The 24,529-nt window shown below is 59.2% G+C and carries 25 protein-coding genes and 2 pseudogenes; 6 read left to right on the plus strand and 21 right to left on the minus strand.

What is annotated here, in order from left to right:
• Positions 1-23 precede the first annotated feature (23 nt).
• The 8 genes and pseudogenes from A5483_RS10585 to A5483_RS10620 form a co-directional block, all read right to left on the minus strand.
• Positions 24-1,190 (minus strand): CoA transferase, encoded by a 1,167-nt coding sequence (locus A5483_RS10585; protein ID WP_063811788.1) that lies wholly within the window; start codon positions 1,188-1,190, stop codon positions 24-26.
• Positions 1,191-1,227: 37 nt separating this feature from the next.
• On the minus strand, positions 1,228-2,376 hold the full coding sequence (locus A5483_RS10590; RefSeq protein ID WP_063811789.1) for an acyl-CoA dehydrogenase family protein: 1,149 nt from the start codon (positions 2,374-2,376) through the stop codon (positions 1,228-1,230).
• 225 nt (positions 2,377-2,601) lie between these two features.
• Positions 2,602-3,360 (minus strand): IclR family transcriptional regulator, encoded by a 759-nt coding sequence (locus A5483_RS10595; protein WP_042842818.1) that lies wholly within the window; start codon positions 3,358-3,360, stop codon positions 2,602-2,604.
• Between the two features lie 133 nt (positions 3,361-3,493).
• On the minus strand, positions 3,494-4,819 hold the full coding sequence (locus tag A5483_RS10600) for a DUF4921 family protein (protein ID WP_063811790.1): 1,326 nt from the start codon (positions 4,817-4,819) through the stop codon (positions 3,494-3,496).
• On the minus strand, positions 4,816-6,090 hold the full coding sequence (gene serS / locus A5483_RS10605) for a serine--tRNA ligase (RefSeq protein ID WP_002549061.1): 1,275 nt from the start codon (positions 6,088-6,090) through the stop codon (positions 4,816-4,818). Before serS ends, A5483_RS10600 begins: the two co-directional genes overlap by 4 nt.
• A gap of 90 nt (positions 6,091-6,180) precedes the next feature.
• Positions 6,181-7,047, minus strand: coding sequence for a DUF2382 domain-containing protein (locus A5483_RS10610; protein ID WP_063811791.1), 867 nt, complete (start codon positions 7,045-7,047; stop codon positions 6,181-6,183).
• Positions 7,048-7,461: 414 nt separating this feature from the next.
• A complete protein-coding gene (locus A5483_RS12060) occupies positions 7,462-7,698 on the minus strand; it encodes a hypothetical protein (protein WP_052647589.1) in 237 nt (78 codons plus the stop codon).
• A 153-nt stretch (positions 7,699-7,851) separates the two neighbouring features.
• Positions 7,852-8,582: pseudogene (locus A5483_RS10620) on the minus strand (leucyl/phenylalanyl-tRNA--protein transferase).
• 811 nt (positions 8,583-9,393) lie between these two features.
• On the opposite strand from A5483_RS10620, the pseudogene A5483_RS12495 reads away from it, so the two are divergent.
• Both A5483_RS12495 and A5483_RS12500 read left to right on the plus strand, forming a co-directional pair.
• Positions 9,394-9,603 (plus strand): annotated as a pseudogene (locus A5483_RS12495) (siderophore-interacting protein); the annotation flags it as partial.
• Between the two features lie 87 nt (positions 9,604-9,690).
• Complete coding sequence (locus A5483_RS12500; RefSeq protein ID WP_277619710.1) at positions 9,691-10,086, plus strand: siderophore-interacting protein; 396 nt, start codon at positions 9,691-9,693, stop codon at positions 10,084-10,086.
• Between the two features lie 73 nt (positions 10,087-10,159).
• On the opposite strand, the gene A5483_RS10630 is transcribed toward A5483_RS12500, so the two are convergent.
• The 4 genes from A5483_RS10630 to A5483_RS10640 form a co-directional block, all read right to left on the minus strand.
• Positions 10,160-11,014 carry an undecaprenyl-diphosphate phosphatase gene (locus tag A5483_RS10630; RefSeq protein WP_002549102.1) on the minus strand — a complete coding sequence of 285 codons (855 nt, stop codon included), beginning with the start codon at positions 11,012-11,014 and terminating at the stop codon, positions 10,160-10,162.
• Positions 11,015-11,250: 236 nt separating this feature from the next.
• Positions 11,251-11,769, minus strand: coding sequence for a ferritin (locus A5483_RS10635; RefSeq protein WP_063811793.1), 519 nt, complete (start codon positions 11,767-11,769; stop codon positions 11,251-11,253).
• Positions 11,770-11,952: 183 nt separating this feature from the next.
• Positions 11,953-12,105: a hypothetical protein gene (locus A5483_RS12065; RefSeq protein WP_158541383.1), complete on the minus strand. Its 153-nt coding sequence runs from the start codon at positions 12,103-12,105 to the stop codon at positions 11,953-11,955.
• 74 nt (positions 12,106-12,179) lie between these two features.
• Positions 12,180-12,818, minus strand: a complete 639-nt coding sequence (locus A5483_RS10640; RefSeq protein WP_002549059.1) for a hypothetical protein — start codon at positions 12,816-12,818, stop codon at positions 12,180-12,182.
• 99 nt (positions 12,819-12,917) lie between these two features.
• Between A5483_RS10640 and A5483_RS10645 the strand changes: the two genes are divergently transcribed.
• On the plus strand, positions 12,918-14,261 hold the full coding sequence (locus A5483_RS10645) for an MFS transporter (protein ID WP_082864053.1): 1,344 nt from the start codon (positions 12,918-12,920) through the stop codon (positions 14,259-14,261).
• 149 nt (positions 14,262-14,410) lie between these two features.
• Here A5483_RS10645 and rplI read toward each other — a convergent pair whose 3' ends face one another.
• From rplI to A5483_RS10690, 9 genes are all read right to left on the minus strand, one after another.
• Positions 14,411-14,860 (minus strand): 50S ribosomal protein L9, encoded by a 450-nt coding sequence (gene rplI / locus A5483_RS10650; protein WP_002549146.1) that lies wholly within the window; start codon positions 14,858-14,860, stop codon positions 14,411-14,413.
• A gap of 14 nt (positions 14,861-14,874) precedes the next feature.
• Complete coding sequence (gene rpsR / locus A5483_RS10655) at positions 14,875-15,114, minus strand: 30S ribosomal protein S18 (RefSeq protein WP_002528266.1); 240 nt, start codon at positions 15,112-15,114, stop codon at positions 14,875-14,877.
• A 121-nt stretch (positions 15,115-15,235) separates the two neighbouring features.
• Entirely contained in the window at positions 15,236-15,796 is a 561-nt protein-coding gene (locus tag A5483_RS10660; RefSeq protein WP_063811795.1) for a single-stranded DNA-binding protein, read from the minus strand.
• A gap of 126 nt (positions 15,797-15,922) precedes the next feature.
• On the minus strand, positions 15,923-16,213 hold the full coding sequence (rpsF, locus tag A5483_RS10665; protein ID WP_002549183.1) for a 30S ribosomal protein S6: 291 nt from the start codon (positions 16,211-16,213) through the stop codon (positions 15,923-15,925).
• A 339-nt stretch (positions 16,214-16,552) separates the two neighbouring features.
• Positions 16,553-16,936: a rhodanese-like domain-containing protein gene (locus A5483_RS10670; RefSeq protein ID WP_002549149.1), complete on the minus strand. Its 384-nt coding sequence runs from the start codon at positions 16,934-16,936 to the stop codon at positions 16,553-16,555.
• 184 nt (positions 16,937-17,120) lie between these two features.
• Entirely contained in the window at positions 17,121-17,582 is a 462-nt protein-coding gene (locus tag A5483_RS10675; protein WP_063811796.1) for a PTS sugar transporter subunit IIA, read from the minus strand.
• A gap of 23 nt (positions 17,583-17,605) precedes the next feature.
• Positions 17,606-19,087 carry a PTS fructose transporter subunit IIC gene (locus A5483_RS10680; RefSeq protein WP_063811797.1) on the minus strand — a complete coding sequence of 494 codons (1,482 nt, stop codon included), beginning with the start codon at positions 19,085-19,087 and terminating at the stop codon, positions 17,606-17,608.
• Positions 19,088-19,444: 357 nt separating this feature from the next.
• The gene (locus A5483_RS10685) at positions 19,445-21,379 is read right to left on the minus strand and encodes an AMP-dependent synthetase/ligase (RefSeq protein WP_063811798.1); all 1,935 of its coding nucleotides are present in this window, start codon (positions 21,377-21,379) and stop codon (positions 19,445-19,447) included.
• Positions 21,380-21,453: 74 nt separating this feature from the next.
• Complete coding sequence (locus A5483_RS10690) at positions 21,454-22,251, minus strand: deoxyribonuclease IV (RefSeq protein WP_063811799.1); 798 nt, start codon at positions 22,249-22,251, stop codon at positions 21,454-21,456.
• A gap of 121 nt (positions 22,252-22,372) precedes the next feature.
• On the opposite strand from A5483_RS10690, the gene A5483_RS10695 reads away from it, so the two are divergent.
• The 3 genes from A5483_RS10695 to A5483_RS10705 are packed head-to-tail and all read left to right on the plus strand — an operon-like array spanning position 22,373 to position 24,502.
• Positions 22,373-23,182 (plus strand): SDR family NAD(P)-dependent oxidoreductase, encoded by an 810-nt coding sequence (locus tag A5483_RS10695; RefSeq protein WP_002549120.1) that lies wholly within the window; start codon positions 22,373-22,375, stop codon positions 23,180-23,182.
• Position 23,183: 1 nt separating this feature from the next.
• Complete coding sequence (locus tag A5483_RS10700) at positions 23,184-24,020, plus strand: lysophospholipid acyltransferase family protein (protein WP_002549175.1); 837 nt, start codon at positions 23,184-23,186, stop codon at positions 24,018-24,020.
• A complete protein-coding gene (locus A5483_RS10705) occupies positions 24,020-24,502 on the plus strand; it encodes a GyrI-like domain-containing protein (protein WP_002549127.1) in 483 nt (160 codons plus the stop codon). The genes A5483_RS10700 and A5483_RS10705 overlap by 1 nt, the downstream gene beginning before the upstream one ends.
• The last annotated feature ends 27 nt before the right edge of the window (positions 24,503-24,529 follow it).

Below are 24,529 nucleotides of genomic sequence, written 5' to 3' on the forward strand. Positions count from 1 at the left end.
TTCGCGAACTTCGAGTCAAACATTCATTTTTTATTCTTCTTCGGTCGGCACCATTCATCCGCGACGGCCTCCGCTGTCTGCTCACCCAAACTCGGAGACGGCTCTGAAAAAGCCGCCGAATCTCCGCACCCAAAGCCCGCCGGAAATCGTAAGTACGGCATCTTCCCGAGCTCCGGGTGTGTGAAGTGACCAAGCGAATGGCGCGCGACCACGTGCTCACTTTCAAGCGCATCCTTGAGATCCCATATGGGTGCAGCAGGGACACCCGCTTCCTCGGTCTTCCGCAAAAGTTCTGCGACGGTCATCCTCTGCGTCCACCCGGACACCAACTGCGTGAGCTCTTGTCGTTTACTCGCGCGGTTCATATCACCGAGATAGGCATCGTCAGTTCCGAGGTCCGGCCTTCCCATGAGGTCGGCCAAGCGTGCCCAAATTCGATCGTTCGCCACTGCCAGCGCAACCAATCCATCCTTGGCAGGATACGTGTCGAACGGAACCGAAACTGGATGACGATTCCCGATTCGTCCCGGCAACTTTCCATCGGCAAGAAGGAGACTCAGATTAGTCACCTGCAACGCAAGTAAAGAGTTGAACATTGAAACGTCGACACTACGGCCAATCCCCGTACGCTCACGCTCATACAGTGCTGCACAAATCGCCCATCCGGCGAAAATTCCTGAAACTACATCACCTAGTGATTCACCAACGCGTGTCGGCTGTCCTCCCTCAGGACCCGTGGCAGCCATGATCCCGCTCATCGCCTGAACAATGAGGTCATACGCGGGACGGTTTCGAAACGGCCCCTCCTGGCCGAAACCCGAAATGCTGGCGCATATTATTCGCGGATTGGTCTTATGCACACTTTCTGCATCCATCCCTAAACGCTTCGTAACTCCCGGCCGGAAGTTTTCTAACACGACATCCGCGTGCTCAACGAGTCTCATGAAACGCTCATGATCGTTTGGGTCCTTGAAATTCAGAACAACACTCCGCTTACCATGGTTCAATTCGGCGAAGTACACGCTCTCCGCACCCTTGAATGGGCCCAAATGGCGCGCGTCATCCCCATTTGGCGCCTCGACTTTTACCACATCAGCACCTAAATCTGCGAGGAAGGCACCGCAGTACGGGCCAGCCAAGACACGTGAGAGATCGAGAACCCTGACTCCCTCGAGCACACCTTTGGACACGATCAAGCTCCTTTCCTACTCGTCCTAGACACAGAAGTCAGCGTGACCTGTTGAACAGCTGACGCGCGATAACGATCCGTTGGATCTGGTTCGTGCCCTCGTAGATCTGCGTAACCTTGGCATCCCGAAACATCCGCTCGACGGCAGAATCCTTGGAATAGCCGATGCCACCAAGCAGCTGGACTGCATCCGTGCAAACCGCCATCGCTGTATCGGAAGCAAAACATTTGGCCGCCGCACCGAAGTAACTCACATCGTCAGTCTGGCGCCCACTACGGTCAGCGGCAGAGTACGTAAGCGCCCGCGCCGCCTCTAAACGCATTGCCATGTCTGCGAGCATGAACTGGATTCCCTCAAAATTGGACAGCGCCTGACCAAACTGCTTGCGCTTCTGGACATAATCCGTGGCAATGTCTAAAGCTCCTTGGGCAATTCCGACTGCTTGAGCGGCGATCGAGACACGAGAGTTGTCAAGTGTGCCCAGGGCGACGCTCAGCCCGTGCCCTCGACGGCCAATCACGCGGTCCTTAGGGATACGCGTATTTTTGAAAATTACTTCTCTGGTAACTGACGCGCGTATCCCCATCTTGTGCTCCGGGGCTCCGTAGCTAATGCCCGGGTCATCTGCGTGGACCATCAGCGCGCTGATTCTGTGGCGCGGATCGGCTGGGTCAGTAACCGCAAATACTACCAAGTATTTGGCTTCGCCAGCCTCCGTGACCCAAGCCTTGACGCCGTTCAGGATGAAGCTGTCCCCATCTTCGTCGGCTCGACATTTAAGTGCAGCCGGATCTGATCCCGCATCAGCCTCGGAGAGCGCATATCCGAAAAGCGCCTTACCCGAAGCAACTTCAGAAAGATAACGTTTCCTCTGCTCCTCGCTACCGTATTTAAGGAGGGGCACGGTACCAAGCTCATTGGACGATATGACAGTGGACGATGACGCACAGACTCGAGCGACCTCTTCCATGATTATTGCGGACGCAATCGCATCCGAACCGTCGCCACCATACTGCTCCGGGATGCCAGGAGCCGCGAAACCCGCCTCAACGAGGGCATCATACTGCTGCTGCGCAAAGACTCCTTTATCGTCAACTTCTGCAGCGTTGGGGGCAAGCTGCGACTCGGCAAATTCTCGGACAAACTGGCGTAGCATTTCATGCTCTTCTGACAAGTGATACAGCATCCCGACTCCAAATCATCATCGATCGCGCTTCCGGCTTCATCGCTTTCAGCGGTCCTCTTATAAAAAGCAAGGTACTAAGCGGCGTCAAGGACACGCAATGCTGTCACACCGTCAGCTGTTTCACATAAGAAACAGTCAGTTCCGGATCAGAAACACCGTCACAATTTAGTGACAAATCTTACGCAACTTCTTGTACAGTGTGATTTTTATATCAATTTCTGCAGCTCAGCGCGCACCCAGTCTGTACTGGATTGCTCGCGCGGCCGCGAGAAGATGGCCAAGAAGTGCCCGATCGAGCTGGCTGCTCTCAAGTGCCGTTTTGTACGTCGTGGCAAGCGAAGCCAATGGATAACCCGAGGCATCGACAACTGGGACAGCTAGAGTCGACCATCCGACCGTCACCGAATCGATTTCGCGTGCCCACCCTCGCTTTCGTGTTTCGGCGAGCATCGCATGAAGCTCAGTAGTCGAGGTCGGCGAGTTCGAATGCCCAGCCGACAACTGAGCTGAGCTCGGATACAGCGCATCCACCTGAGTCCGTGACAGGCAGGCCAGCATTGCCCTCCCGCTCGCAGTAATTTCAGCCGGGAGTCGAACCCCGACCTCAGTTATGAGCGAGGGGGTATGAATGCCCCGCTGCTCCACAACATATATGACTTCAGATCCTCGAAGTAACGCAAGATGAATACTCGAATGGGTTTCATCCACAAGATGGTCGATAATCGCGAGGCTCACGCGGCGCAGCGGCTCCTGCCGTTGATACGCAGCAGCCAACTCGTACGCCGCTGGACCAAGCGAGTACCTACCCAACTCTGAGTCATGGACGGCGTAGCCCTCGCTCACAAGCGCAGCAAGTATTCTGTACGTCGTAGTTCTCGAAATGCCCAGCCTCCGGGCCAAGGCACTTGCGTATTGTGGCTCAACGTGCTCAGACAGAGCCCCCAACACCTCAAGTGCCGTAATTGTTGACCGGCTGGGTTCCATGAACATATGCTAGCTTTTTCCCACCTAGTTTTGATGTGGGTCCCGTGATTACTGCGCGGCACACAGCCCAGTGCTGGTGCTCCATGGCCGCGATGATCGAATGCGAGCTCGGGCGCTGCATGACGCCCGTCCCTCACCTCACCCACGTCGCGGCAAGCGCTCCCCTGGGAATCTCACATTCGTCGCCCAAGTCCATAGGGGCAATCCGTCCTGCTGCCCGCGCCTGGAACAACTTCGGCAGCAGCATGGCTGCCAGTGCCGCAGGCGAAATAGTATTGACATAGATCTTCGTCCCGCCCTCAAACCCGGCCAGGGTCGAGATCCTCAGCTTGAGAATGATCCGCCACGGCACCGTCACCCCGGTACCCATCGGACGGTAGTGCCATTCCTCATTGGCAGGCACATCGTCGCTGACAGCCACATGCGCAGCATGTAGAAGGTCCGAGACGGCGTCGATCCCCTCATCATCAACCCGCCAGGGCTGATCGACCCGGCTCGTCGACCACACCTCTACCGACGGGTAGCGATGCCCGAACCCAACCGTCATGACGGCGCCCTCATTACAAGCCAGCACCAGGCCATGCTCTACCGCGAAGTCGGGCCCCCATCGATTAAAAATGCCCGGGTCGAGGACAGCCTTCGGCAGCACCGACTCGTTATCGGCACCGACCTCGTCAATCGCTACCAACTGCTTATGCAAGTGGTCGAAGGAAGCCCCAGCCGGCTTGAGCCAATTCTGGAAAACCACCACATACCGCACATGTTTGTTACGACGGTGCAATTGAGCCATCGAATCGACGGTCAGCGCCATGAACGCCCGATGCTCGTTGACGGTAAGACTCGCCGATCCGGCAATGTCGGCCGTCGTCGTGCCCTCATCGGTGTAGTGCCGGCGAGCAACAATGACGTCATGTCCGCCGGCAAAGAAGGCCGCAGAAGCCTCGCGCAATTCTTGGGGCCCGAGGTCCTCCGCACGTTGGTCTGACCCCACCGCCTTGAACTTGACGTTAAGAGCTGACCTCACGTGGGCCTCGCCTGCCGGACTGGACAGGTATTCCTCCTGCCACTCCCGCGACACCCGAGGCAAGCTCATCCCCCAGTTGAGCTGCCAGTACTGCCACGACAGGATCTCGAATAGGTTAGGGACGCGCCGAAACTCCGGGACGGTTGCGTCGAGTTGGTCAGCCGGAACACGACGAATGAGGTCATGACCGCGCACCAAACCGCCCTCGCGCTTCACCAGCCGGGTCTTCTCGGGCGGCGTGGACAAATGGTTATCGGGACAGAACGCGCATGCGGCACGGCGGTCATGCTCGTTCAATTCCCGAGTTTGCACGGCTGACTTACCTAGCGGGCGCGCTCCACGGCCCGGAACCGTCCACACTTTCGTCCCGGTGAACGGGTTGACCTGCTTAATCGTGCCGTCAGGCAGCTCCCGGTAATACGGGTCGTCGTTCACTTGACAGGTTCAATGAACTCGCGACCACCCAGGTAGGGACGCAGCGCCACGGGTACGCGCACCGAACCGTCAGCCTGCTGATGGTTCTCCAGCAGCATAATGATGATGCGGGTCATGGCGCACAGCGTGCCATTGAGGGTAGCCAGGGGCTCGACGCCGTCGGGCCCGCGGTGGCGGATGGACAAGCGCCGAGCCTGGAAAGTAGTGCAGTTCGACGTCGAAGTGATCTCGCGATAGCGGTTCTGGGTTGGCAGCCAGCCGTAGCAATCGTACTTGCGGGCAGCCGACAGGCCCAGGTCACCGGAGGCGACGTCGAGCACCTGGAACGGGACTTCTAGCGCGGTAATGAAGTCCTTCTCAAAGCTCAGCAGCTTCTCGTGCCAAGCCTCAGCCTCTTCGGGGAGGCAATAGACAAACATCTCGACCTTGTCGAACCAGTGGACGCGGAAGATACCGCGGGTGTCCTTGCCGTACGAGCCAGCCTCGCGTCGGTAGCACGGAGAGAAAGCAACGTAGCGTTTAGGCAGCTCAGCGTCGTCGAGGATCTCCTCAGAATGGAAGGCCGCTAAAGCCACCTCGGAGGTTCCGACGAGGTATTGGTCATCCTTAGGCAGGTAGTAGACGTCGTCGGCAGCTTGACCGAGAAATCCGGTGCCCTCCATAGCCGACGGCTTGACGAGGGCCGGCGGGATCATCGGGGTGAATCCCCACTGGGCTGCTTTAGACATCGCTAAATTGAGCAGCGCGAATTCCAACTGGGCGCCAACGCCAGTAAGAACGTAAAAGCGAGATCCAGAGATCTTCGTGCCACGCTCCATATCGATAGCCCCAAGGGCCTCACCGATCTCGAGGTGATCCTTGGGCTCGAATCCTTCAGCGGCAAAGTCGCGCGGAGTTCCGATGGTTTCCTTGATGACACCTTCATCCTCGCCACCAGCGGGCACCCCGTCGATGACGATATTTCCGAGAGTCTTGGCGAGCTCGGTGAACTTGACGTCTGCCTCGTCCGCGGCCTTTTTGAGGTCAGCAACCTCACCGGAGATCATTTTGGTACGAGTCAGCAACTCCGCTTTCTCGTCACCGGATGCCTTGGCGATCCGCTTGCCGAGTCCCTTCTGTTCTGCACGCAAGTTCTCGTGGGCGGCAATGGCCTCACGACGGGCCTCATCTGCGGCGACGACGTCGTCCACGACCGAGGGATCCTCGCCGCGGGCGACCTGGGAGCGGCGAACGGCGTCCGGATCCGTTCGCAGGAGCTTGGGATCGATCATGTGGCCGATCCTACCGGGCTAAGAACATCATGGCGCAGACACGGGTGGGGCCCGGACCGTACCGCCCGGGCCCCACCCATAGTCAGTGCATCACTTGGCGTGCTTGGCGTTATCGATATCGATCTGCTCCTTGGCAACCTTGCCGGACACAGTCTCAGTGTCCTGCACGGCCTGCTTACCAATCTTAATCTTCTCGACGCCGACAGTCTCCTTATTGACAACCGGGCGCTCTTCATGGGTCACGATGTCCTGGGTGCCCTCGGAGAGCTTGACGTCGTCAGCGGCCACCTTCTCGTCAAGCGGGACACGCTCAACGTGGATCTCCTCGCGCTCAACCGGAACCTCAACGGTCTCGGTGTCGTGGACGACATGCTTGTGGATACGCACGCGACCAGTCTCGACTCGCTCCTTACCCACGTTGAGGCGCTCCTCGTGGCGGACAACAGAACCGTCCTCGGCAACCGGGGACTTCTGGCCGGCCGTGGTCTGAGCCTTGCTGTCGGCAACCTTGTCAGTCTTGGTATCGGCAGTAGTCCGAGTGTCAGCAGCCTTCTGACCAGCAACGCCACCGGCTACTCCACCAGCAACACCCTGCTTGGTGTTTGTGTCGGTGGTCTTCGTGTCCGAAGCGAACGCATCGGAGTAGTAGCGGTAGAGCGCGTCGGTCTCATCCTCCGAGAGGTGGCCGTCGGGGTCGACGTTCGGGGCGTCCTTCACCTTGTCCTTGGTGTAGGGAGTGCGGATCTGCTCGCCCGCGGTCTCCAGACCCTTGAAGGGGACAAAGGTCTCATTGCGTCCGAAGAGCCCAGTCTTAACGGTCACCCAAGCCGGCTGGCTCGAGGCGTCGTCGAGGTAAACCTGACCGATCTCGCCAATCTTGTTACCAGACTGGTCAACAACGGTGCGGTCGTAAAGAGCGTCGATATTGGCATTTGTTGGCTTCTTGTCAGTCGGCATTTTTGCTTCCTTTCGTTTAGATTTCTACCAAATCCCGTCGGGGAACCGAACGGGCTCGGTTGATGTCTTCAACGATACGGACCAGAGGGTCATACGCAAATCACCCTGACACTCGACACCTGTTAAATTCTTCAGACCCTTGTTTCGACAACTTAACTGTGATAGCGTGCGCCGTCGGCGGGTAGCGAGAGCGTCGTCATTTTCCAGCGAATTATCCCAATCACCCCGCTGCTACGACAGCGACCTCGTTCCTGGAATCACAATCCATGCTGGAGTCTCCCGACGGTGTAAAGCCCCTTGTGAAGCCGGTTTGATTGAGCCCAAGAAAGATCACCTTCCGGCTGATTCGATACCAGCCTTTCAGCGCATCAGCATCCCCTCGTCCTCGACATGACCGATGGCGTCGAGAGACAATCAGCACTCGCTAAGACGATCCTCCGTAAGCCAGGGTTCAATTCTCAACAAATTGATTTTCCGGAAAGCGAACTGCTGCAAAATTTTCGGCAAGGCACCCAGATGGCCACCCAGGGGAACGGCAACAACAGTGGTTCGATCATCGCCAGTTCTAGCCATCATCTGATCACTTCTTGTAACCAGAATGAATCGCATTATGGCATTAGGATTATCGACAATTTCCTGTGTCGCAGCCATCGAACCACCCTGCAGAGCATCTCCCCTCGCGTACGGGTGAGCGTCACCGCAACCAAGAGTCTCCCCACGCTACCGGGCAACAACCCGCCGGGCCGAGGCAGCCGTACATGTCGTCAAATTATCCGCGAGGTCACAAAAGCGACTGCAGCTCCATCAGCCGGTCATTCTTCGCAACCGCTCGAGCAGATGGACGCCATTCCACGCTGGATCATCTGGACTCGTCCACTGCGGGCTCGAACGCTCAAGGGCGTCGGACAGAAGAGCGAGGTACTCCCCTCGGTCCACCTCAGTGACGCCAAGACTGGCCAAATGTGGGGTACTCCACTGGACATCAAGAAGCCCAGGGCCGAGTTCACAGACCAACCTCATCAAAGCCGTCTTGGAAGCATCACGGCCATACTCTGGGTCGTGGAACATGGACTCTCCACTGAAAAATCCCCCGACATTGACGCCATAGAGGCCCCTACCAGACGACCCTGCGCATCCCAAGTCTCAACTGAGTGAGCCCAGCCGCGGTCATGGAGGTACCGATAGGCTTCCATGACCCGATCGTCGATCCAGGCATAAGGGCGCGTCGGGTCTGCGCACCGCGTGATGACCTCATCAAAGGCGCGGTCGACGGTCGTCGTCTGATGTTTAGTCGTTTTACGCAGACTGCGAGCGACCTTAAGCTGGCCAGGCCGCAGGATGCCGCGACGCATAGGAGACCACCACGCCGTCGCACCCTGAAGTTCCCGCGGCACCTCATCGTCGGCAATAGGCATGGGAAAGACACCTTCATGGAGGGCCGCCAATACTAAGTGCGGACTGAGCGCTCCCGTGATCATGATGAGATCGTCGTCAGGCCATTGGTCCGGGTCTCCAAAGAGTTCTGGAATCGTCACTGACCTGGCCTCCTGACATCGTCGCCGATCTATTGTCCACCCGGAGGCAACACGCTAAGCACCCAGTTCCTTGTCTAGCGCCCCGCTGATTCCCGCACTCGCAGGACACCGCTGTGCTGCCCGGCGATTTCTGTCAGCTGACACCAGGGCCAGGCACCCCAGTACCCCTTCCCTACCCGTGCTGACATTTTTCGCACCACACGACCGGTATGCATCATCGTCTCGGTGGATGTCATGGTCTCGGTGGATGTCATTGCCTCGGTGAGTGTCAACCGCCCCATGAACATGGCACGGTCAGACGCTGCCGGCGCCCTCAACGGCCAAGATCCTTGCCGAACCGATCTGGCGAGGTAGGCATACCTGCCGCACATGCGCCGCGCAATTGGGGACACGCCCACCACCTACCGGCACACCTCCCGCGTACCCCCTGTGCCCTCTATCTGAGCTCCCAACGGTTCCCCTCGAGCACGGGAATGCCTTACCTTCGGGCCAGCTGACGATTTTCGGCACTCGGTACCCCTGGGGCCTGCTGGACTCGGGTGGCTGGACCCGGAGAACGACACTGGTTGAAATTACACCCATGTGAGTTGTCCTCAACCGGTGGACAACCCTGTGGATAACTCTTAGAGGAGGCCCGCCTCAGACCCTCAGTCGCCCCTCGTCCGACAAGGGTCTCCAGCCATTTAAAAATGGAATCGTTTCGTAATTGCTGTAGCCTGGCGGCATGGCCAAAAACCAATGTCTCGCGCGGATCCGCGAGGTCCGCCATGACATCCCTGACGTTATTTCAATCGACTTCGAACCATGCGGTATGCCACCCATCACCTCCGTCGATGACCACATCAAAATCGTCCTGCCATCTGACGGCTCTGATCTGCGCCAACCCGTCTGTGACGATGCAGTACAACCACTTCTACGCACGTACACCCGACGCAGGTGGTTTGAGGACGGATCGTGGGGCATTGACGTCCTGCAGTTTGGCCCCGAGTCCGGAGCCGAAGCCCATCATGGGCCCGGCACCCAGTGGTCCCAAACCGTCCAGCCCGGAGACCAGGTCGCGGTTCGTGGACCGGGCGGTCACTGGCAGATACCCGATGACATCTCTCACCTGCTCGCCGTCGCCGACGCCGTGGCCCTCCCCGCAGTCGCGAACGCCCTCGCCGCCCTGCCGAAATCAGCCGAAGCAACCGTCGTTCGCGTCGACGGCCACCACGATTACCCGTTAGCACCAAACGACCGCACCACCCTCGTAACGGCTCCTCACGACCTTGAAGGCATCGTCGCCGCCGTCTGCGACCTAGACCTGCCCGCCAGCGCCCACGCGTTCGTGCATGGAGAAGCCGCCATGGTCCGCCCAATGCGTCGCCATCTCCGGATAGAACGCGGCCTACCCAAAGACCGAGTACAGCTGTCGGCTTACTGGTTTGCTGGTCGTGATGCTGACGGCTGGCGCGCCATGAAGCAGGACTTCAACCGCTCAATGGAGGCCGAATCGGGAGACTGAAGTCGATCCGCGAGGAGATGATTTACCTACCTACACAGCGCCGACCTGATTCGTGAATACCGACCCTGTTACGTCAGGCGGTGATGAGGTTGGTCGAGATCAGACCAATCATGATCAGGCCTACGATGACGCGGTACCAAATGAAACCAGTGAACTTATTCGACGAGACGAACTTCAACAACCACGCGATAGACACGTAAGCCACGATGAGGGAAACCACGGTCGCCAGGATCGTCGGCCCCCAACCGATCGCGGCAGCACCACCATGAGCGACAGAAATATCACCGGCGGCAGAGATCGTCTCGTAAGCCCCGGCCGCAACAAGCACCGGAATGCCCATGAAAAACGAGAGCCGGGTAGCCGTGGCACGGTCAAACTTGCGGAACAGCCCAGCAGAAATCGTCGCACCCGAACGGGAGATGCCGGGGAAAAGTGGGGCCAGAGCCTGGAAGCACCCGATAACAATGGCGTCGATGACACCAACCTCTTTCATCCCCCTGTTAAGGCCTGACTGCCGATCGCCCAGCCACATCACCCCACTCCAGAGGACAAGGGCAATGGCGACCACCCACAGAGAGCTCAGCGTGTTCTCGATGGCGTCTTTGAATACCAGCCCCACGACGCCTACCGGAATCGACCCCAAGATGATGCCCCAACCGAGGATGTAGTCCGGGTCATCACGGTCTTCCTTATGGACCAGACCCTTGCACCATGCGACGACGATGCGCACGATGTCAGACCAGAAATAAAGGATGGCAGCGATGATCGCACCGACCTGGATGATCGCGGTGAAGGCAGTGATCCCGGCACCCTGGATGTCGTATCCCAGCAGTTTCTCCACGATGCGCAGATGCCCGGTGCTGGAGACAGGCAGAAACTCGGTGATGCCCTCGACTATGCCGAGGATGACGGCGTGCAGCCAGTTCACGGATGAAAACCTCTCGATTGGGGGGGTTGTGCGGATGTGAGGGTTCACCTTCAGTACATCCGGGCCCACACCCTAGACGTTGGCGGCGACAGTTTCTGCCTCCCGCCTCACATTAATGACCGTAGTCGGAGCCGATTTTCCCCAGCCACGACCACGGTCATTACACAGGCCGCCCCCTCACAGCACCGACCCATGACGTCGGCCACGCAAATCGTTCTCCCAAAAAGGATCTAACATCACCCTGCGTTCTCGGTGGACTCCACGTCACGGGAACCAAGCTCGGCGTCTAGGCGGAGCAGCCCCGGGCCGTCGTCCCCAATGAGCTCAATGCGAGCGACGATTTCGCCAACGGTCGCCTCTTCCTCGATTTGCTCATTGATAAACCATTGCAACAGTGGAATCGCATCGATGTCACCGGCTGAAGTGCAGGTACGGTAGAGCTCGCGAATAGCCTCAGACACCTTCTCCTCGTGGGCCAGGGCGGCCTGGAAGATCTCAAGCGCAGACAAGCCGACTTCAACGTCAGGAGCTTCGATAGTGCCGATACGCGGATGGCTACCGCGATCGAGGGTGTGATCAATGAACTTGTTGGCGTGAACGATCTCCTCGTCAGCCTGATGGCGTAGCCACGCAGCCATCCCGGAGAGATCCTGAGCATCAGCCTCGATAGCCAACTGGCGGTAAGTCATGTCGGCGGTGAGTTCGAGAGTGATCTGATCATTGAAAGCTTTAAGGATGTCATCGGACATGTTCATACCTTGATGCTATGTGGGCAGTCCAAGCGCAAACCGGACGATCGAGGTCGAAAAAAATCGCCTCGAGTCGCGCAACATCATCCCCGTGCCCCTTACTCTACCCGGGGCGACATTTTTCGCACTCGCTCCCCGCCCTACCCTCTGGCCACGAATCCCCGGCTCGGGATCGAGTGCCTTCAGGGGCTATGTCGTCAGCACCCTGATGTGCTCAATGATTCCCTTAGCAGTGGATTCCTCATCGACCTGTGCCCATATCCGGGCGGCAATGCTCAGATAGCCCTGCCTAACGGCCGCGGAGGAAAGCTGACGGTACGTGACGGCGCTGAGCCCGAGCATGATTGGCGGCTGAATACCCCAACGACGTCGTCTACAACATCTACTACGTTCGACCGTCGATTTTCGCCGCCGAATCAGGGGCACAGACGGTAGGTGTGGCCGTCACCTACCTGCCAGACTGAGACCCCCGCTACCCCAACCTCCAGAGGGGCCACACCAGCGAGAATTCTGACGGCTCGCCCTTGTAACTTCGGCGGAACTTGATATCCCATCGTGACGTGAGGATTCCACCACCTAGGGCTGTAATAGTTGAAAGCGGTGACTCCCACCGCAGCCAACCGACGGTGCAGCAAGTCGTGCGGTCGCCGGAGGGCCTCCGGTAGACAGGTCGCCGCGCGAAAACTACCGACAGGGGTAGGCGCGAAGCACAATTCAGGCTCTCCCTCCCCCGAGGTGTCAAAAATCGTCACAGGATCAGAAGAGGTGGGGTCGTGAGGGCACAACGCGACGACGCCGTCGGAATTGGGAAGGCGACATGACGTCGTAAGTCTGATTCTCTCGGGCCACCCGACATCAACGAGGCGAGAATCGACATCCTCCATGGTGGAAACTGCGGCGACCGTAATGTGGGCTGGTTGGTGCAATACGGGGACGCCAGCCGCCATGAGCTGGTCGCGGATGTTTTGGAGAGTCTCTTGGGCTTTGTCGTCGAGGGTAAGGGACAGGGTGTGGGTGAACACAACACCGGGCTGCCAGTCGACGTCGTCTGTCACACCTCACCCCCAAATGTGTTATAAGTCTGTGACCACTGTCACCGTCTCCCCCAGAGATGGGGCATGGTTCCAACCACGATGCCGAAGGAGGGGCCTACGGTGGCAAGTGAAACACAACTAGTCCGTGAGGAACATAGTCTCGGACGAGCTGCACTCAACACCCTTAAAGGGTGCCTAGGAAACCTCGTCGAATGGTACGACGTCTACATCTACACGGTTTTCGCGACATACTTCCAGAATCAGTTCTTCAGCCCTGAGGACAAGAACTCACGCATCTACGTCTATGTCGTGTTCGCCATCACTTTCCTCATGAGGCCTCTGGGATCGTGGTTTTTCGGACGGTGGGCCGACCGCCACGGACGCCGCTCTGCCCTCACCTTTTCTGTCCTCGTCATGGCTTTCGCATCGCTGGTTGTAGCGGTCCTCCCGTCACGCACCCAGATCGGCATATGGGCCGCCGTCCTCCTCATCGTCTGCCGCATCGTTCAGGGCTTCGCCACCGGAGGTGAATACGGCACCTCAGCGACTTACATGTCAGAGGCGGCAGTTCGCCACCGGAGAGGATTCTTGTCGTCCTTCCAGTACGTAACCCTCGTCGGTGGTCAAGTCATTGCCCAGGCTGTTCTCCTTATCGAGACAGCGACGATGTCCGACGACCACATCGCTACCTGGGGTTGGCGCATCGCCTTCGGTATTGGCGGCCTCGCAGCTGTCGTCGTCTTGTGGATGCGACGCACTATGGACGAGTCCCTCACCGAGGAACACTTGGAAAATATCCGCTCCGGTCTGGACCGTGACTCTGGCACCATGCGTGCCCTGCTAGTGCAGCACTGGCAGCCTTTGCTTCTGGTGTTTCTTATCAGCATGGGAGGCACCGTCTGCTTTTACACCTACTCGGTAAACGCTCCGGCCATCGTCAAATCCACCTTCAAGGAAGAGGCGATGACGGCCACCACTATCAACCTCATCGCACTCATCATCCTCATGTTTCTGCAGCCCGTTGCGGGCTTCATCTCCGATAAGATCGGCCGCAAGCCCCTGTTGGTCTTTTTCGGCGTGGGTGCCATGTGCTACACCTGGGTGCTCATCACCTTCCTACCGAAGACCACGAACCCCCTCGGTGCCTTTGGCCTGCTGCTGGTCGGCTACATCATCTTGACCGGCTACACCTCGATCAATGCTCTCGTGAAGTCCGAGCTCTTCCCGGCCAAAGTCCGCGCCCTCGGTGTCGGCCTCGGCTATGGCCTTGCCAACTCCTGCTTCGGTGGTACTGCCCCGCTCATCTATGAGGCCATCAAGGAGCATGGCAAGGTGACGTGGTTTATCGTCTACGTGACGGCCCTGACCTTCATCTCGACTCTCATCTACGTCTTCGGACTGAAGAACAAGACGGCAACGCATCTCGACCACGAGCAAGGACATGCCTGGGCTCACAACGAGTAGACGATCCCACCCAGATGAGACTGGAACCGCACGGTGAACCCCTGAGGTACCACAATGGGGTACCTCGTCATTTACTTTCGCCGGTGGTGACGAAACAAAGAGAGGGCACCCAATTGGGTGCCCTCTCTTATGTCTGCGTGTGCGTCAGATCATGCGGCGGGAACAGTCTCGACCGTGACGTGACCCTTAATAGAGTCATGCAGCTTGACGCCGACAGTGTGCTTGCCGATGGTCTTGATCGGCTTGGTGATCTCAATGGCCCGCTTCTCGAGGGCGGGACCACCAGCCTTCTTGACGGCCAAGGCGATGTCGCCAGGGGTCACGGCACCGAACAGACGACCGCTCTCGCCGGCCTGGACGGTCACCTGGACGACCAGGTGCTCCAGCTGCGAGCGGATCTGCTCAGCCTCCTCCTTAGACTTGATCGCCTTGGCCTCACGGGCACGGGTAATGTCCTTGATCTGGGCCTCAGCACCGCGCGTCCACTTGATGGCGTAATTCTGCGGCAGCAGGTAGTTACGGCCGTAGCCGTCCTTGACCTCGACGATGTCACCAGGGACACCGAGCTTGGCCACCGGGGCAGTGAGAATGAGCTTCATGTCTTTCCCCCTTCTCAGCGAGCCGTCGAGGCGTACGGGAGCAATGCGAGTTCGCGTGCGTTCTTGATCGCGATGGCGACCTTGCGCTGATCCTGGACAGACAGCCCCGTAACGCGACGTGCGCGGATCTTGCCACGCTCAGAGATGAACTTGCGCAGCAGGGCGGTGTCCTTGTAGTCAACCGCGCCGATATGCACGGTCTTGATAGGGACGACCTTCTTCTTGTTCACAGTCTTGCGCTGTGGACCGGCCATTGTGGTGCTCTCCTTCGTATGAAAGCCCGGCTCTTGCCGGAATGTGCCTTGTCCGCACCCCCGAATAGGGGCGCCGAACCTGATGTTTGTTGATGACGCTGCTTAGGTTTAGTCCTACCGATCAGAACGGAGGCTCGTCGGTCTGGGCTGAGGCCCAGGGATCGACTCCACCACCACGGTTGGCGTCACCGTTGTTATAAGACCCCTGGTTCCCGGGGTTTCCACCCCAGCTACCGCCCTGGCCACCACCGGAGTTTCCACCCCAGTTGCCGCCCTGACCGCCGCCGGCATTGCCACCCCAGTTGCCTCCACCGGAGGACTGGTTACGCGAAACCTTCGCAGCAGCGAATCTCAGCGACGGACCAACCTCGTTGACGTCGATCTCATAGGAAGTACGACGGTTACCGTCGCGATCCTCGTAGGAGCGAGCCTTGAGATTGCCGTTGACAACGACGCGCATTCCCTTGGAGAGGGACTCGGCGACGTTCTCGGCGAACTGGCGCCACACCGAGCAATTGAGGAACATTGCCTCGCCGTCGCGCCACTCATTGGTCTGCCGGTCAAAGGTTCGCGGGGTCGATGCCACCGTGAAGTTCGCGACAGGCACCCCGTTGGGGGTGAAGCGCAGCTCAGGATCAGCGGTCAAGTTGCCAATCACCGTAATGGGTGTTTCGCCAGCCATGTCAGTCTCCAGATCGCAGTGGTTCTAGTAGTTTGCAATCAACGGTTCCAGTGTGCCGCTCACCTTGGACAGTCCCTCGTATATCACTGGGAACCAGGGCGAACAGGCTTGTGGGGTCTGCGATCGTCAGTGGATCTCGGGACGCATGACCTTGGTGCGCATAATCTTCTCATCTATGGCGAGAAGACGATCCAACTCCTGGATGGTCCCGGGCTCGCAGGTCGCGTTGACGACGACGTAGATGCCTTCCGACTTCTTCTGAATGTCGTAGGCCAAACGACGCTTGCCCCACACGTCGACATTGTCAACGGTGCCCTTCTCGTCAGTGATGACCTTCAGGTACTTCTCCATGAGGGAATCGACCTGACGCTCTTCGACGGTCGGATCAATGATGATCATGACCTCATATTTACGCATACGCTGACTCCACCTCCTCTGGTCTCAGCGGCCACGGGTACATCCCGTGGCAGGAGGGCGAATGCCACCGATCAGGGTCTTCCCGACCGGCCAGCTGTCATGACAGACAGCTAATTAAAGAGGATACCGGGTGACCCGCGGTTCTCCGAATCCGAGACCAGCGATTCCTCCTCCCAGCTGTGCTCCCCGCATGCTGTCCAAGAATGTCAGGCCTGGTGTGTTGTCAGGGGGAAAGATGCTGTAAGAGCTGCTATGGAGTGCGCCGCAACAGGCGTGACCTCTGTTACAACGGGGCGCGTCGCAGGCGCTGCCGCCTGAGCCGCGTTCAGCTAGCGAAATTCAGCGACCGCGTGGCGGACCGGGGATGAGGATCTCCCCACCAGCACGCCAAGCCCGTAGACCGGAAGCCAGGAAGTCGCAGTTGTAACCTTTCTCCCGCACCGGAGCTACCAGATGACCGGACCGAAACCCCGTGTCACACACCAGGATGAAATGGGGATCAGGCTCAGCGAGCGGGTCATCGCCATACACGGCGGTAAAAGGGTCGGCGAGCAACTCCTTGGGATTAACGAGCCGCGCCCCCGGCGCATGCCCTGCTTCATACTCACGAGATGTTCGCACATCAACGAGTACCCCACCCGTAGCGAGGGCGTTGAGGACGTCCGGGAGGTCGAGGCCCCCCTCAGCCATCCCATGATTCATCAGCAGGTCGCGCAATCCCATGTCTGCACAGTTTAGAGACCCCTGCCGATCGGTGATTCGCACCGTGGCCAACTCATCCGATGGCGAAAACTCCCGGCACAGCGAGACCCGGGGAATAGCGGTGCCCGTTCCCCGGGTCAGCTGACAAAAATGGTCAAGCCCGCCCGATAATCGACATCGTCAAGGCTCGTCGGGCCGGAGTGTGTCAGGCGCTGATGCCTGCCAGCACCTCGTGGACCTCCTGAGGGTTGGAAGCTGCCATGAGACGGCCGCGGAAATCAGCTTTGACCAGAGAACGGGCCAGCGAAGCGAGAATCCGCAGATGCTCGTTACCAGCGGCAGCCTCGGGAACAGCGATGAGAAAGACCAGGTTAGCCAAAGAACCGTCTGGGGCTCCCCACTTCACACCCTCGTCACTACGGGCGAAAGCCAGCGCCGGGCGATCGACACCGTCGCACTTACCGTGCGGGATGGCGATGCCGTCGCCGAGCCCTGTGGTACCTACCTCCTCACGGGCCCGGACAGCCTTGATGAGAAGGTCACGGTCAGTAAGGGCGCCACTAGCGCCGATGAGATCGATCATCCTCTCAATAGCGTCATCCTTGCTGCCTGCACTGAGGGACAGATCAATGGATCTTTCGTCAAGCAGATCTGCGATGGTAGTCATGCCATAACTCCTTTCGAGGTAACTCACGCGGTAACCGCACGGTCCTTCTTGCGGGCGGCAATTCTCTTGAGAGCTAGGGACATGAAAGCCGTCACACAAGCTCCAATGAGGATCGCCGCAAAGAACCCGAGCAAAGGCTTGCACGCCCCGAGCACACCGACGATAGGGCCACCATGCATAACAACGTCATGCACGCCAAACATGCCAGCCAGCACAGCGGCGACGGCTCCACCCACCATGTTCGATGGGATCACACGGGCCGGATCAGCCGCAGCAAACGGGATCGCACCTTCGGTGATGCCGAACAGGCCCATGAAGAGGGCGGCGATTCCGGCGTCGCGCTCCTGCTTGGTGAACAGACGACGACCGATGAGGGTGGCCAGGCCCATCCCGAGCGGGGCGACCGGGATAGCAGCTGCAGCCAGTCCCATGACCTTGCCCTGGTCAACGGCAATCATTCCCCCGGCGAAGAGGAAGGCGACCTTGTTAACGGGACCGCCCATGTCGAAGCTGATCATGAGGCCGATGATGATGGCGAGGACGGCTATCGACGACGTCGTCATACTGGCTAGGAAGTCGGTCAGCCCGTTAAACAGGGCGGCTAGCGGGCGGCCGAGCACATAGACGTACAGCAACGAGACGATCGCGGTGCCGAAAATCGGGACGATCAGGATCGGCACGATCGGCTTGACGTACTCGTGCCACGGGATTTTCCGCATCCATTTGGCAACGTACCCAGCGATAAATCCGATAATGATGGCACCAATAAAGCCGGTATTGAGGCCGGTCTTCGCGCCACCAGGGCCAGTCGTCGTCAGGTAAGGAAACTGTGCACCGCTATTCGCGATAAACCCAGAAACCATACCGACGACAAGGCCAGGACGGTCGGCAATGGCCTGAGCGATGAAACCGGCGAGTACCGGGATCATGAGGGAGAAGGCCAGCGTGCCAACTTGCAGAATGGTCTGCCAAAAGCTGTTTTCAGGAACGGCTACACCACCAGCAGTGGGTTTACCCCCGATACCCAAGGCCAGAGCAATCATGATGCCACCACAGACCACGAACGGAATCATGTGGGACACGCCAGCCATCAGGGCGGCATACAAGGTGTGCCTAACGGACTCCTTGCCATCCTTACTGGCCGAGGCGGTTCCCGTTTCAACGGCTTCGCCGGAGGGTTCGGCCACCGCACCCCCACGGATCGGAGCGGTCAGGGCCTGCTCCAGTAACTCTGCTGGACGTGAAATGCCATCCTGAACACCGGTCACCAAAACCCGCTTGCCGTCGAAACGCGACAGATCGACCTCAGCGTCGGCAGCAATGACCACAGCATCGGCCTCACGGATGTCATCAGCACTGAGCTCATTCTCAACACCGATCGATCCCTGGGTTTCGACCTTGATCTGGCTACCGGCCTCCTTGGCGGTTTCCTCCAGCTTCTCGGCAGCCATGTAAGTGTGGGCAATACCGGTCGGACATGCTGTGATTCCGACGTACTTCTTCATCGTTCTCCTTGTTGTGGAGGGCGCGCTCGTGCGGCTACCAGCGAGCGCTGGAATGGTTGATGCCGACCCCCACGGCTGGGGCGGCCCGCCGACACCCAATCATCACACGCCAGCGTGAGGCCTTCCGAAAGCCATCGTTTCGCGGAGTCGGCACTCGCCAGGAGTGTACTCCCGACCTTGCCGCCGGAGCCCACAACCCGGCGACGAAAAACCCCGACCCGGACGGGAATAGGTCACGGTAGTGCTGTGACCGCCCCCGTGCTGACAAAAATCGACACCGCAACACAATCGGGTACCACCCAACGGATGAATCCGACCATGACCGACTGCGCCGAACAAACCAGCTCGCGCCCAGAATCAGTGTTTGGAGTCCCTCTTCCCAGCCTTTCGCCGGGCCGCGAGCCGCCCGTACATCTCCTCAACGATCTCGGTGAATCTCTTCTCCACCTCACGTCGACGCACCTTGAGAGTCGGAGTGAGCAGCCCGTTGTCTGTGGTGAACTCATCCCACAACACCCGCAGGTCACGAATCTGTTCTTGATGAGGCAGCTTCTCGGTGATCTCGGCCACCCGACGACGAATCTCCTCCGCCAGCTCCTCGGAGCGCAGCATCTCCGGAACCGTCATCGAGGTGATGTGTAACTTCTCGGCCATCTCCTCCACCTGAGGCAGCGATGGCTTAACGAGCAGAGTCAGGCATGGGCGGTTATCGCCCAGCAACACCGCGTGTTCGAAGAGCGGGTCTTTCATGAGCGAATCTTCGATCGGCTGGGGCGAAATATTTTTACCGTTAAGGGTAACGATGATGTCCTTGAGGCGATCGGTAATGACGAGAAAACCATCTTCGTCGATGTGCCCAATATCCCCAGTGTGCAACCAGCCATCTTCGATTGCTGCGGCAGTGGCCTCAGGGGCCTTCCAGTACCCCTTCATGATGTTGAGACTGCGGTAAAGGATCTCCCCCTCCTCAGTCGTCGTGATCTCACTACCCACCAGCGGTTTGCCAGCGGTGCCGAACTTGTATTCGCCTGGGGAGTTGAAGCTCACCAGCGGGGAAGCCTCTGTCAGCCCGTATCCCTGGCACACCAACAGCCCACAGGCAGCGAAGAACTCTTCGACCTCCTTGCGCAGCGGAGCTCCACCAGCCGCCAGCACAGTCTTGGGTCCACCGACGGCGTCACGAATGGCCTTGAGGACGAGACGATCAGCAATCCCATGGCGGGCTCGCAAAGATGCGCTGGGGCGCCTTCCCTCCTGCTGGGCTTGCCACCACTCGCGACCAACTTGCATCGACCACTCGAAGGCTTTGAGCTTGGCCGGAGAATCAGAAACCTTCTCACGGGCTGCCTTCATGACCTGCTCGTACAGTTTCGGCACTGATACGAAAAGAGTTGGACGGACCTCAGCCAACATGGTCGAGATCGTCTTCGGGTTGGGCACAAAAGTATTGAGGCACCCATGCCGTATCACCACCATCGACCATCCCCACTCCAGGGCGTGCGAGAGCGGCAGAAAACTCAGGGAATGATCAGCCGGAGTGACGTCGAAGAAGGCATCCAGAGCCTGCAGTTCAGCCAACGCAGCCCGATGGCTGATCATGACTCCCTTCGGCTGACCCGTAGTTCCCGAGGTGTAAATCAATGCGGCGACATCATCGGCGCATGACTGGCCCATGCGCTCTTCGACGACCCCCTGCATCTCCTCCGAAACCCCAGCCTGACGCACCTGGTCCAGGGACAACACCGTTAAACCGTCTTGATCTCCAACCTGATCCGCCGGATCTAACAGGATCACCGCCTCAAGACCGGGCATCTGGTCGCGGGCCTCGAGAATACGGCCCAGCTCCTTCGGACCAGCCGCGACGATAACCCGCACCCCGGCGTCAGTGACGATGTGAACAATCTGATCAGGGGTCGACGTCGGGTAGATCGGCACCGGGACCACACCAATCGTCATGCCCGCGAGATCAGCCTCGATCCACTCCGGGCAGTTACCGGAGAACAGGGATATACGATCCCCGCGTTGCAGGCCATCCTCGGTGAGCAACCCGGGGGTAACAAAAGCCCGGGCGAGACCGGCGACCCGACGCCCAGTTTCCGCATAAGTGCGGATAATCCACTCATCGCCCTGCCGAACCCGGGTCGCGGGACGGAACCCATGGTTAGCAACCGTGGCGCGAAACATGTGGGCGAGATGGTTCTCGACGAGGTTCTCCCCCGGTACAGGTTGACCGAGAAGTTCCCCGGCCGGGTCAAGTTCAGCCCCGCGGGACTGATGTGTGCTCGCTGTCATGACCGTTCTCCCTTACCGGTATCGACCTGTTTCCCCATCGTAATGTCCTGTGATTATCCTCGCGCAGGTGCCAGTCACAAGCGCTCACGCAGCCAAGCGATATCGCGAGCCTGCCCCTCAGCGTCTCCTGGAGTCTCGACGACGATCGGGGCCTGTGCAGCATGGATGACATCGACGAGGGTATCGGCCTCACACTGGCCTTCCCCCAAATTAGCGTGACGGTCCCGCCCCGACCCGACGGCGCCTTGAGAATCATTAGCGTGCACTAGGTCGATCCGACCCGTAATGCCACGCACATCGTCGACCAGACTCGTCATGTCAAGACCGGCCGCGAAAGCGTGGCAGGTGTCCAGGCAAAACCCCACCCTCTCGTGCCCCGACGCAGCACCAATGGCCTCCCAGGTCCCCGACAGCCTCTCCAGGAACCGCGCCATCGCATTGTCCCCACCAGCGGTGTTTTCTACAAACAGCGGCACCGGCATCTCGAGGCTGTCAATAGCCTTGCGCCAGTTGTCCTGACCCTTCTCAATCGACTCCCCGGCACGCACGTGGCCACCATGGACGACAACCCCCATCGCGCCAACCTCAGCGGCGGCATCAAGAGTCTGCTGCAGCAGTTTGCGGCTGGGAATACGGATACGGTTATTGAGGGAAGCGACGTTGATGACGAAAGCGGAGTGCACAACCAACGTCAGCCCAGCCTCCCCAGCGGCCTCCCGCAGCGCCTGCGGGCCGCCTGGAAAGTTGCAGACCGGCTTCTTCCACGACGTCGGATCGCCCAGGCTGATCTGAGCGATATCAGCTTCACGTGCTGCCGCCTGCACCACGGCGTCAGCGGTGTCGACATGACCGCCAATGATCCACTTCGTCATGCCAATACTGTGCCATGACGTAGCAACTGCCCTACGACTGACGGTCTTCGAGAGGACAGAACACTGACGAAAGTCCCTTCGATGATGGTGACCTTCCCCGCAGTGCCGTAGATTGGGCGGCATGGCAACGAGCATGGTCACCGGCGGAACATCAGGCATCGGCCGCGAATTCGTCACCCAACTGGCTGCCCGCGGTGACGACATCGTCATCGTCGCCCGCGATACCGAGCGCATGGCCGCGATCAAGGCGGACGTTGAAGCCCGTTACGGAGTTTCCGTCGAGACTATTGCGGCAGACTTATCGCGTCGCGAGGACGTCGACCGAATCGCCACTCGGGTCGAGGACCCCAACCATCCCGTTGATCTACTCGTCAACAATGCCGGGTTCGCAGTGCACACCAAGATCCTTGACCCTGATGCCCTCGAGCTGCAAGACCGCGCCTTCGAGGTCATGATGCGGGCAGTCCTGGTGCTCTCGGCGGCAGCTGGGCGGGCGATGAAGGCCCGCGGCCACGGAGCCATTCTCAACCTCTCCTCGTCAAGCGCATGGATCAATACCGGCAACTACTCAGCCGTCAAAGCGTGGGTACTCACCTTCACCGAGGGGTTATCCAACGAGCTTGCCGGCACCGGCGTCACAGCCATGGCGCTGTGCCCCGGATGGGTGCATACCGAATTTCACTCCCGCGCAAACGTCACTGCCAACCATCTGCCAGACTTTTTCTGGATCGACGCTGAGGTTCTGGTGCGCGAAGCCCTCGATGACCTTAACCATGGCAAGGTGGTATCTATCCCCACCCCACTTTGGAAGTTTTTCATCGCAGTGGCCACACATACCCCACGTTCCGCCATGAGATTCCTGTCACGAACCCTGTCCTCGTCTCGAGACAAGGACGATCATCCTCGACATGCTTCGGGAGGCGAGGCCTGAGATGGCCAACGTCAAACCCATTAAGGACCGAGGTCGGTACACCAATGACCTGTCCGCCGTGACGCGGCAGGCGGCAAATATGCTGCTGTTGCGTCCCTTGGTGTGGAAGGTCGTCAAAGTTAGCGTCCACGGAGCCGACAACCTCGACGGACTCGACGGTGCCTACGTCGCCGTTGCCAACCATTCCTCTCACTTAGACGCCCCACTCGTCTTTGGGGCCCTTCCCAAGCGACTGTCGAAATATCTGGCTACCGGGGCTGCCGCCGACTATTTCTTCACCGCTTGGTGGAAGTCCATCGCTCCGGTGCTCTTCTTCAACGCGTTCCCAGTCGACCGAGGCAAAGGCAAGAGCAAACATGGCGCGCATAGCCCCCGCTCCCACCGCGGTATGGCTGGGTCCCTGCTAACCGATGGTGTCCCGCTGCTGATCTTCCCGGAGGGCACCCGGTCTCGCACCGGCGCAATGGGCACCTTCAAGCCCGGGGCTGCCGCTCTGGCTATCTCGCGTGGAGTTCCGGTTATCCCAATCGCTCTAGTAGGCGCGTGGGCGGCCATGCCGTCCGAGCAAGCCGGGCTACCAAAGGGACGCCCATCGGTCCACGTAGCTATCGGGCACCCTATGGACCCCGTTCCTGGAGAGATCGCCCACGAGTTCTCGGAACGAATTCGTCGTCAGGTCATCGAGTTGCACGACCAAACCGCCCGTGCCTATGGCATGCCGACCCTTGACGAGTACGGACGCCATCGCGCACTGAGCCAGTCCTCCGAGAGTAGCCACGCGGCGTCCACAAGCAAGGACACGACGGCTGAGCCACCTCGACCGGGCAGAGGTCAATAGTGGATCGTCCGGTCAATATCAGAGAAGTCGAAGCCTGCCGAGTCATTTCGATGACTCGAGTAGTGTCCATTGATGAGCTCGGCCCTTTCATGGACGAAGCCTTCGAGGTTCTTGAACGCCTCGCCCCCAGTGACTCTACCCTCGGCAAGGCCTTCCCGTTTGTCATATACCACGATGGTCTCACTGGCGAACAGGATGGAACCGTCGAGGTATGCCAACCGATCCGGAGTACCGTCAATGACTCTGTGCTCCCCGGTGACGTCGCTATCCGCAACGTTGAGGCCCATCGAGAAGCATGGGTCACCGTCACCAAAGCCGAACTGGAATACCCCGATATTGACGAGATTTACGACGACTTCGATGCCTGGCTCAAGGAAGCCGGGCTAACGCGCAATGCCGCGCCACGCGAGGTCTACTGGGCCGATTGGGACACCACCAGCATGGAGGAACCGGTCTGCGACGTGTGCTTTCCCATCGCCTGAGGCGGACGGACACGCACGCCTCAGGGC

The organism is Cutibacterium namnetense (genome assembly GCF_001642025.1).
GTDB classification, from domain to species: Bacteria; Actinomycetota; Actinomycetes; order Propionibacteriales; family Propionibacteriaceae; genus Cutibacterium; species Cutibacterium namnetense.

What these genes read in the sequence shown, in the direction of transcription:
- A5483_RS12065 (WP_158541383.1), bottom strand. Translation starts at nt 12,105, where the DNA reads ATGCTCGGGCTCAGCGCCGTCACGTACCGTCAGCTTTCCTCCGCGGCC.
- A5483_RS10680 (WP_063811797.1), bottom strand. Translation starts at nt 19,087, where the DNA reads ATGAAGAAGTACGTCGGAATCACAGCATGTCCGACCGGTATTGCCCAC.
- rpsF (WP_002549183.1), bottom strand. Translation starts at nt 16,213, where the DNA reads ATGCGTAAATATGAGGTCATGATCATCATTGATCCGACCGTCGAAGAG.
- A5483_RS10610 (WP_063811791.1), bottom strand. Translation starts at nt 7,047, where the DNA reads ATGCCGACTGACAAGAAGCCAACAAATGCCAATATCGACGCTCTTTAC.
- A5483_RS10635 (WP_063811793.1), bottom strand. Translation starts at nt 11,769, where the DNA reads ATGAACATGTCCGATGACATCCTTAAAGCTTTCAATGATCAGATCACT.
- A5483_RS10590 (WP_063811789.1), bottom strand. Translation starts at nt 2,376, where the DNA reads ATGCTGTATCACTTGTCAGAAGAGCATGAAATGCTACGCCAGTTTGTC.
- rplI (WP_002549146.1), bottom strand. Translation starts at nt 14,860, where the DNA reads ATGAAGCTCATTCTCACTGCCCCGGTGGCCAAGCTCGGTGTCCCTGGT.
- A5483_RS10660 (WP_063811795.1), bottom strand. Translation starts at nt 15,796, where the DNA reads ATGGCTGGCGAAACACCCATTACGGTGATTGGCAACTTGACCGCTGAT.
- A5483_RS10595 (WP_042842818.1), bottom strand. Translation starts at nt 3,360, where the DNA reads ATGGAACCCAGCCGGTCAACAATTACGGCACTTGAGGTGTTGGGGGCT.
- A5483_RS10700 (WP_002549175.1), top strand. Translation starts at nt 23,184, where the DNA reads ATGGCCAACGTCAAACCCATTAAGGACCGAGGTCGGTACACCAATGAC.
- serS (WP_002549061.1), bottom strand. Translation starts at nt 6,090, where the DNA reads ATGATCGATCCCAAGCTCCTGCGAACGGATCCGGACGCCGTTCGCCGC.
- A5483_RS10675 (WP_063811796.1), bottom strand. Translation starts at nt 17,582, where the DNA reads ATGACTACCATCGCAGATCTGCTTGACGAAAGATCCATTGATCTGTCC.
- A5483_RS10690 (WP_063811799.1), bottom strand. Translation starts at nt 22,251, where the DNA reads ATGACGAAGTGGATCATTGGCGGTCATGTCGACACCGCTGACGCCGTG.
- A5483_RS10685 (WP_063811798.1), bottom strand. Translation starts at nt 21,379, where the DNA reads ATGACAGCGAGCACACATCAGTCCCGCGGGGCTGAACTTGACCCGGCC.
- A5483_RS12060 (WP_052647589.1), bottom strand. Translation starts at nt 7,698, where the DNA reads ATGGCTGCGACACAGGAAATTGTCGATAATCCTAATGCCATAATGCGA.
- A5483_RS10695 (WP_002549120.1), top strand. Translation starts at nt 22,373, where the DNA reads ATGGCAACGAGCATGGTCACCGGCGGAACATCAGGCATCGGCCGCGAA.
- rpsR (WP_002528266.1), bottom strand. Translation starts at nt 15,114, where the DNA reads ATGGCCGGTCCACAGCGCAAGACTGTGAACAAGAAGAAGGTCGTCCCT.
- A5483_RS10670 (WP_002549149.1), bottom strand. Translation starts at nt 16,936, where the DNA reads ATGGGATTGCGCGACCTGCTGATGAATCATGGGATGGCTGAGGGGGGC.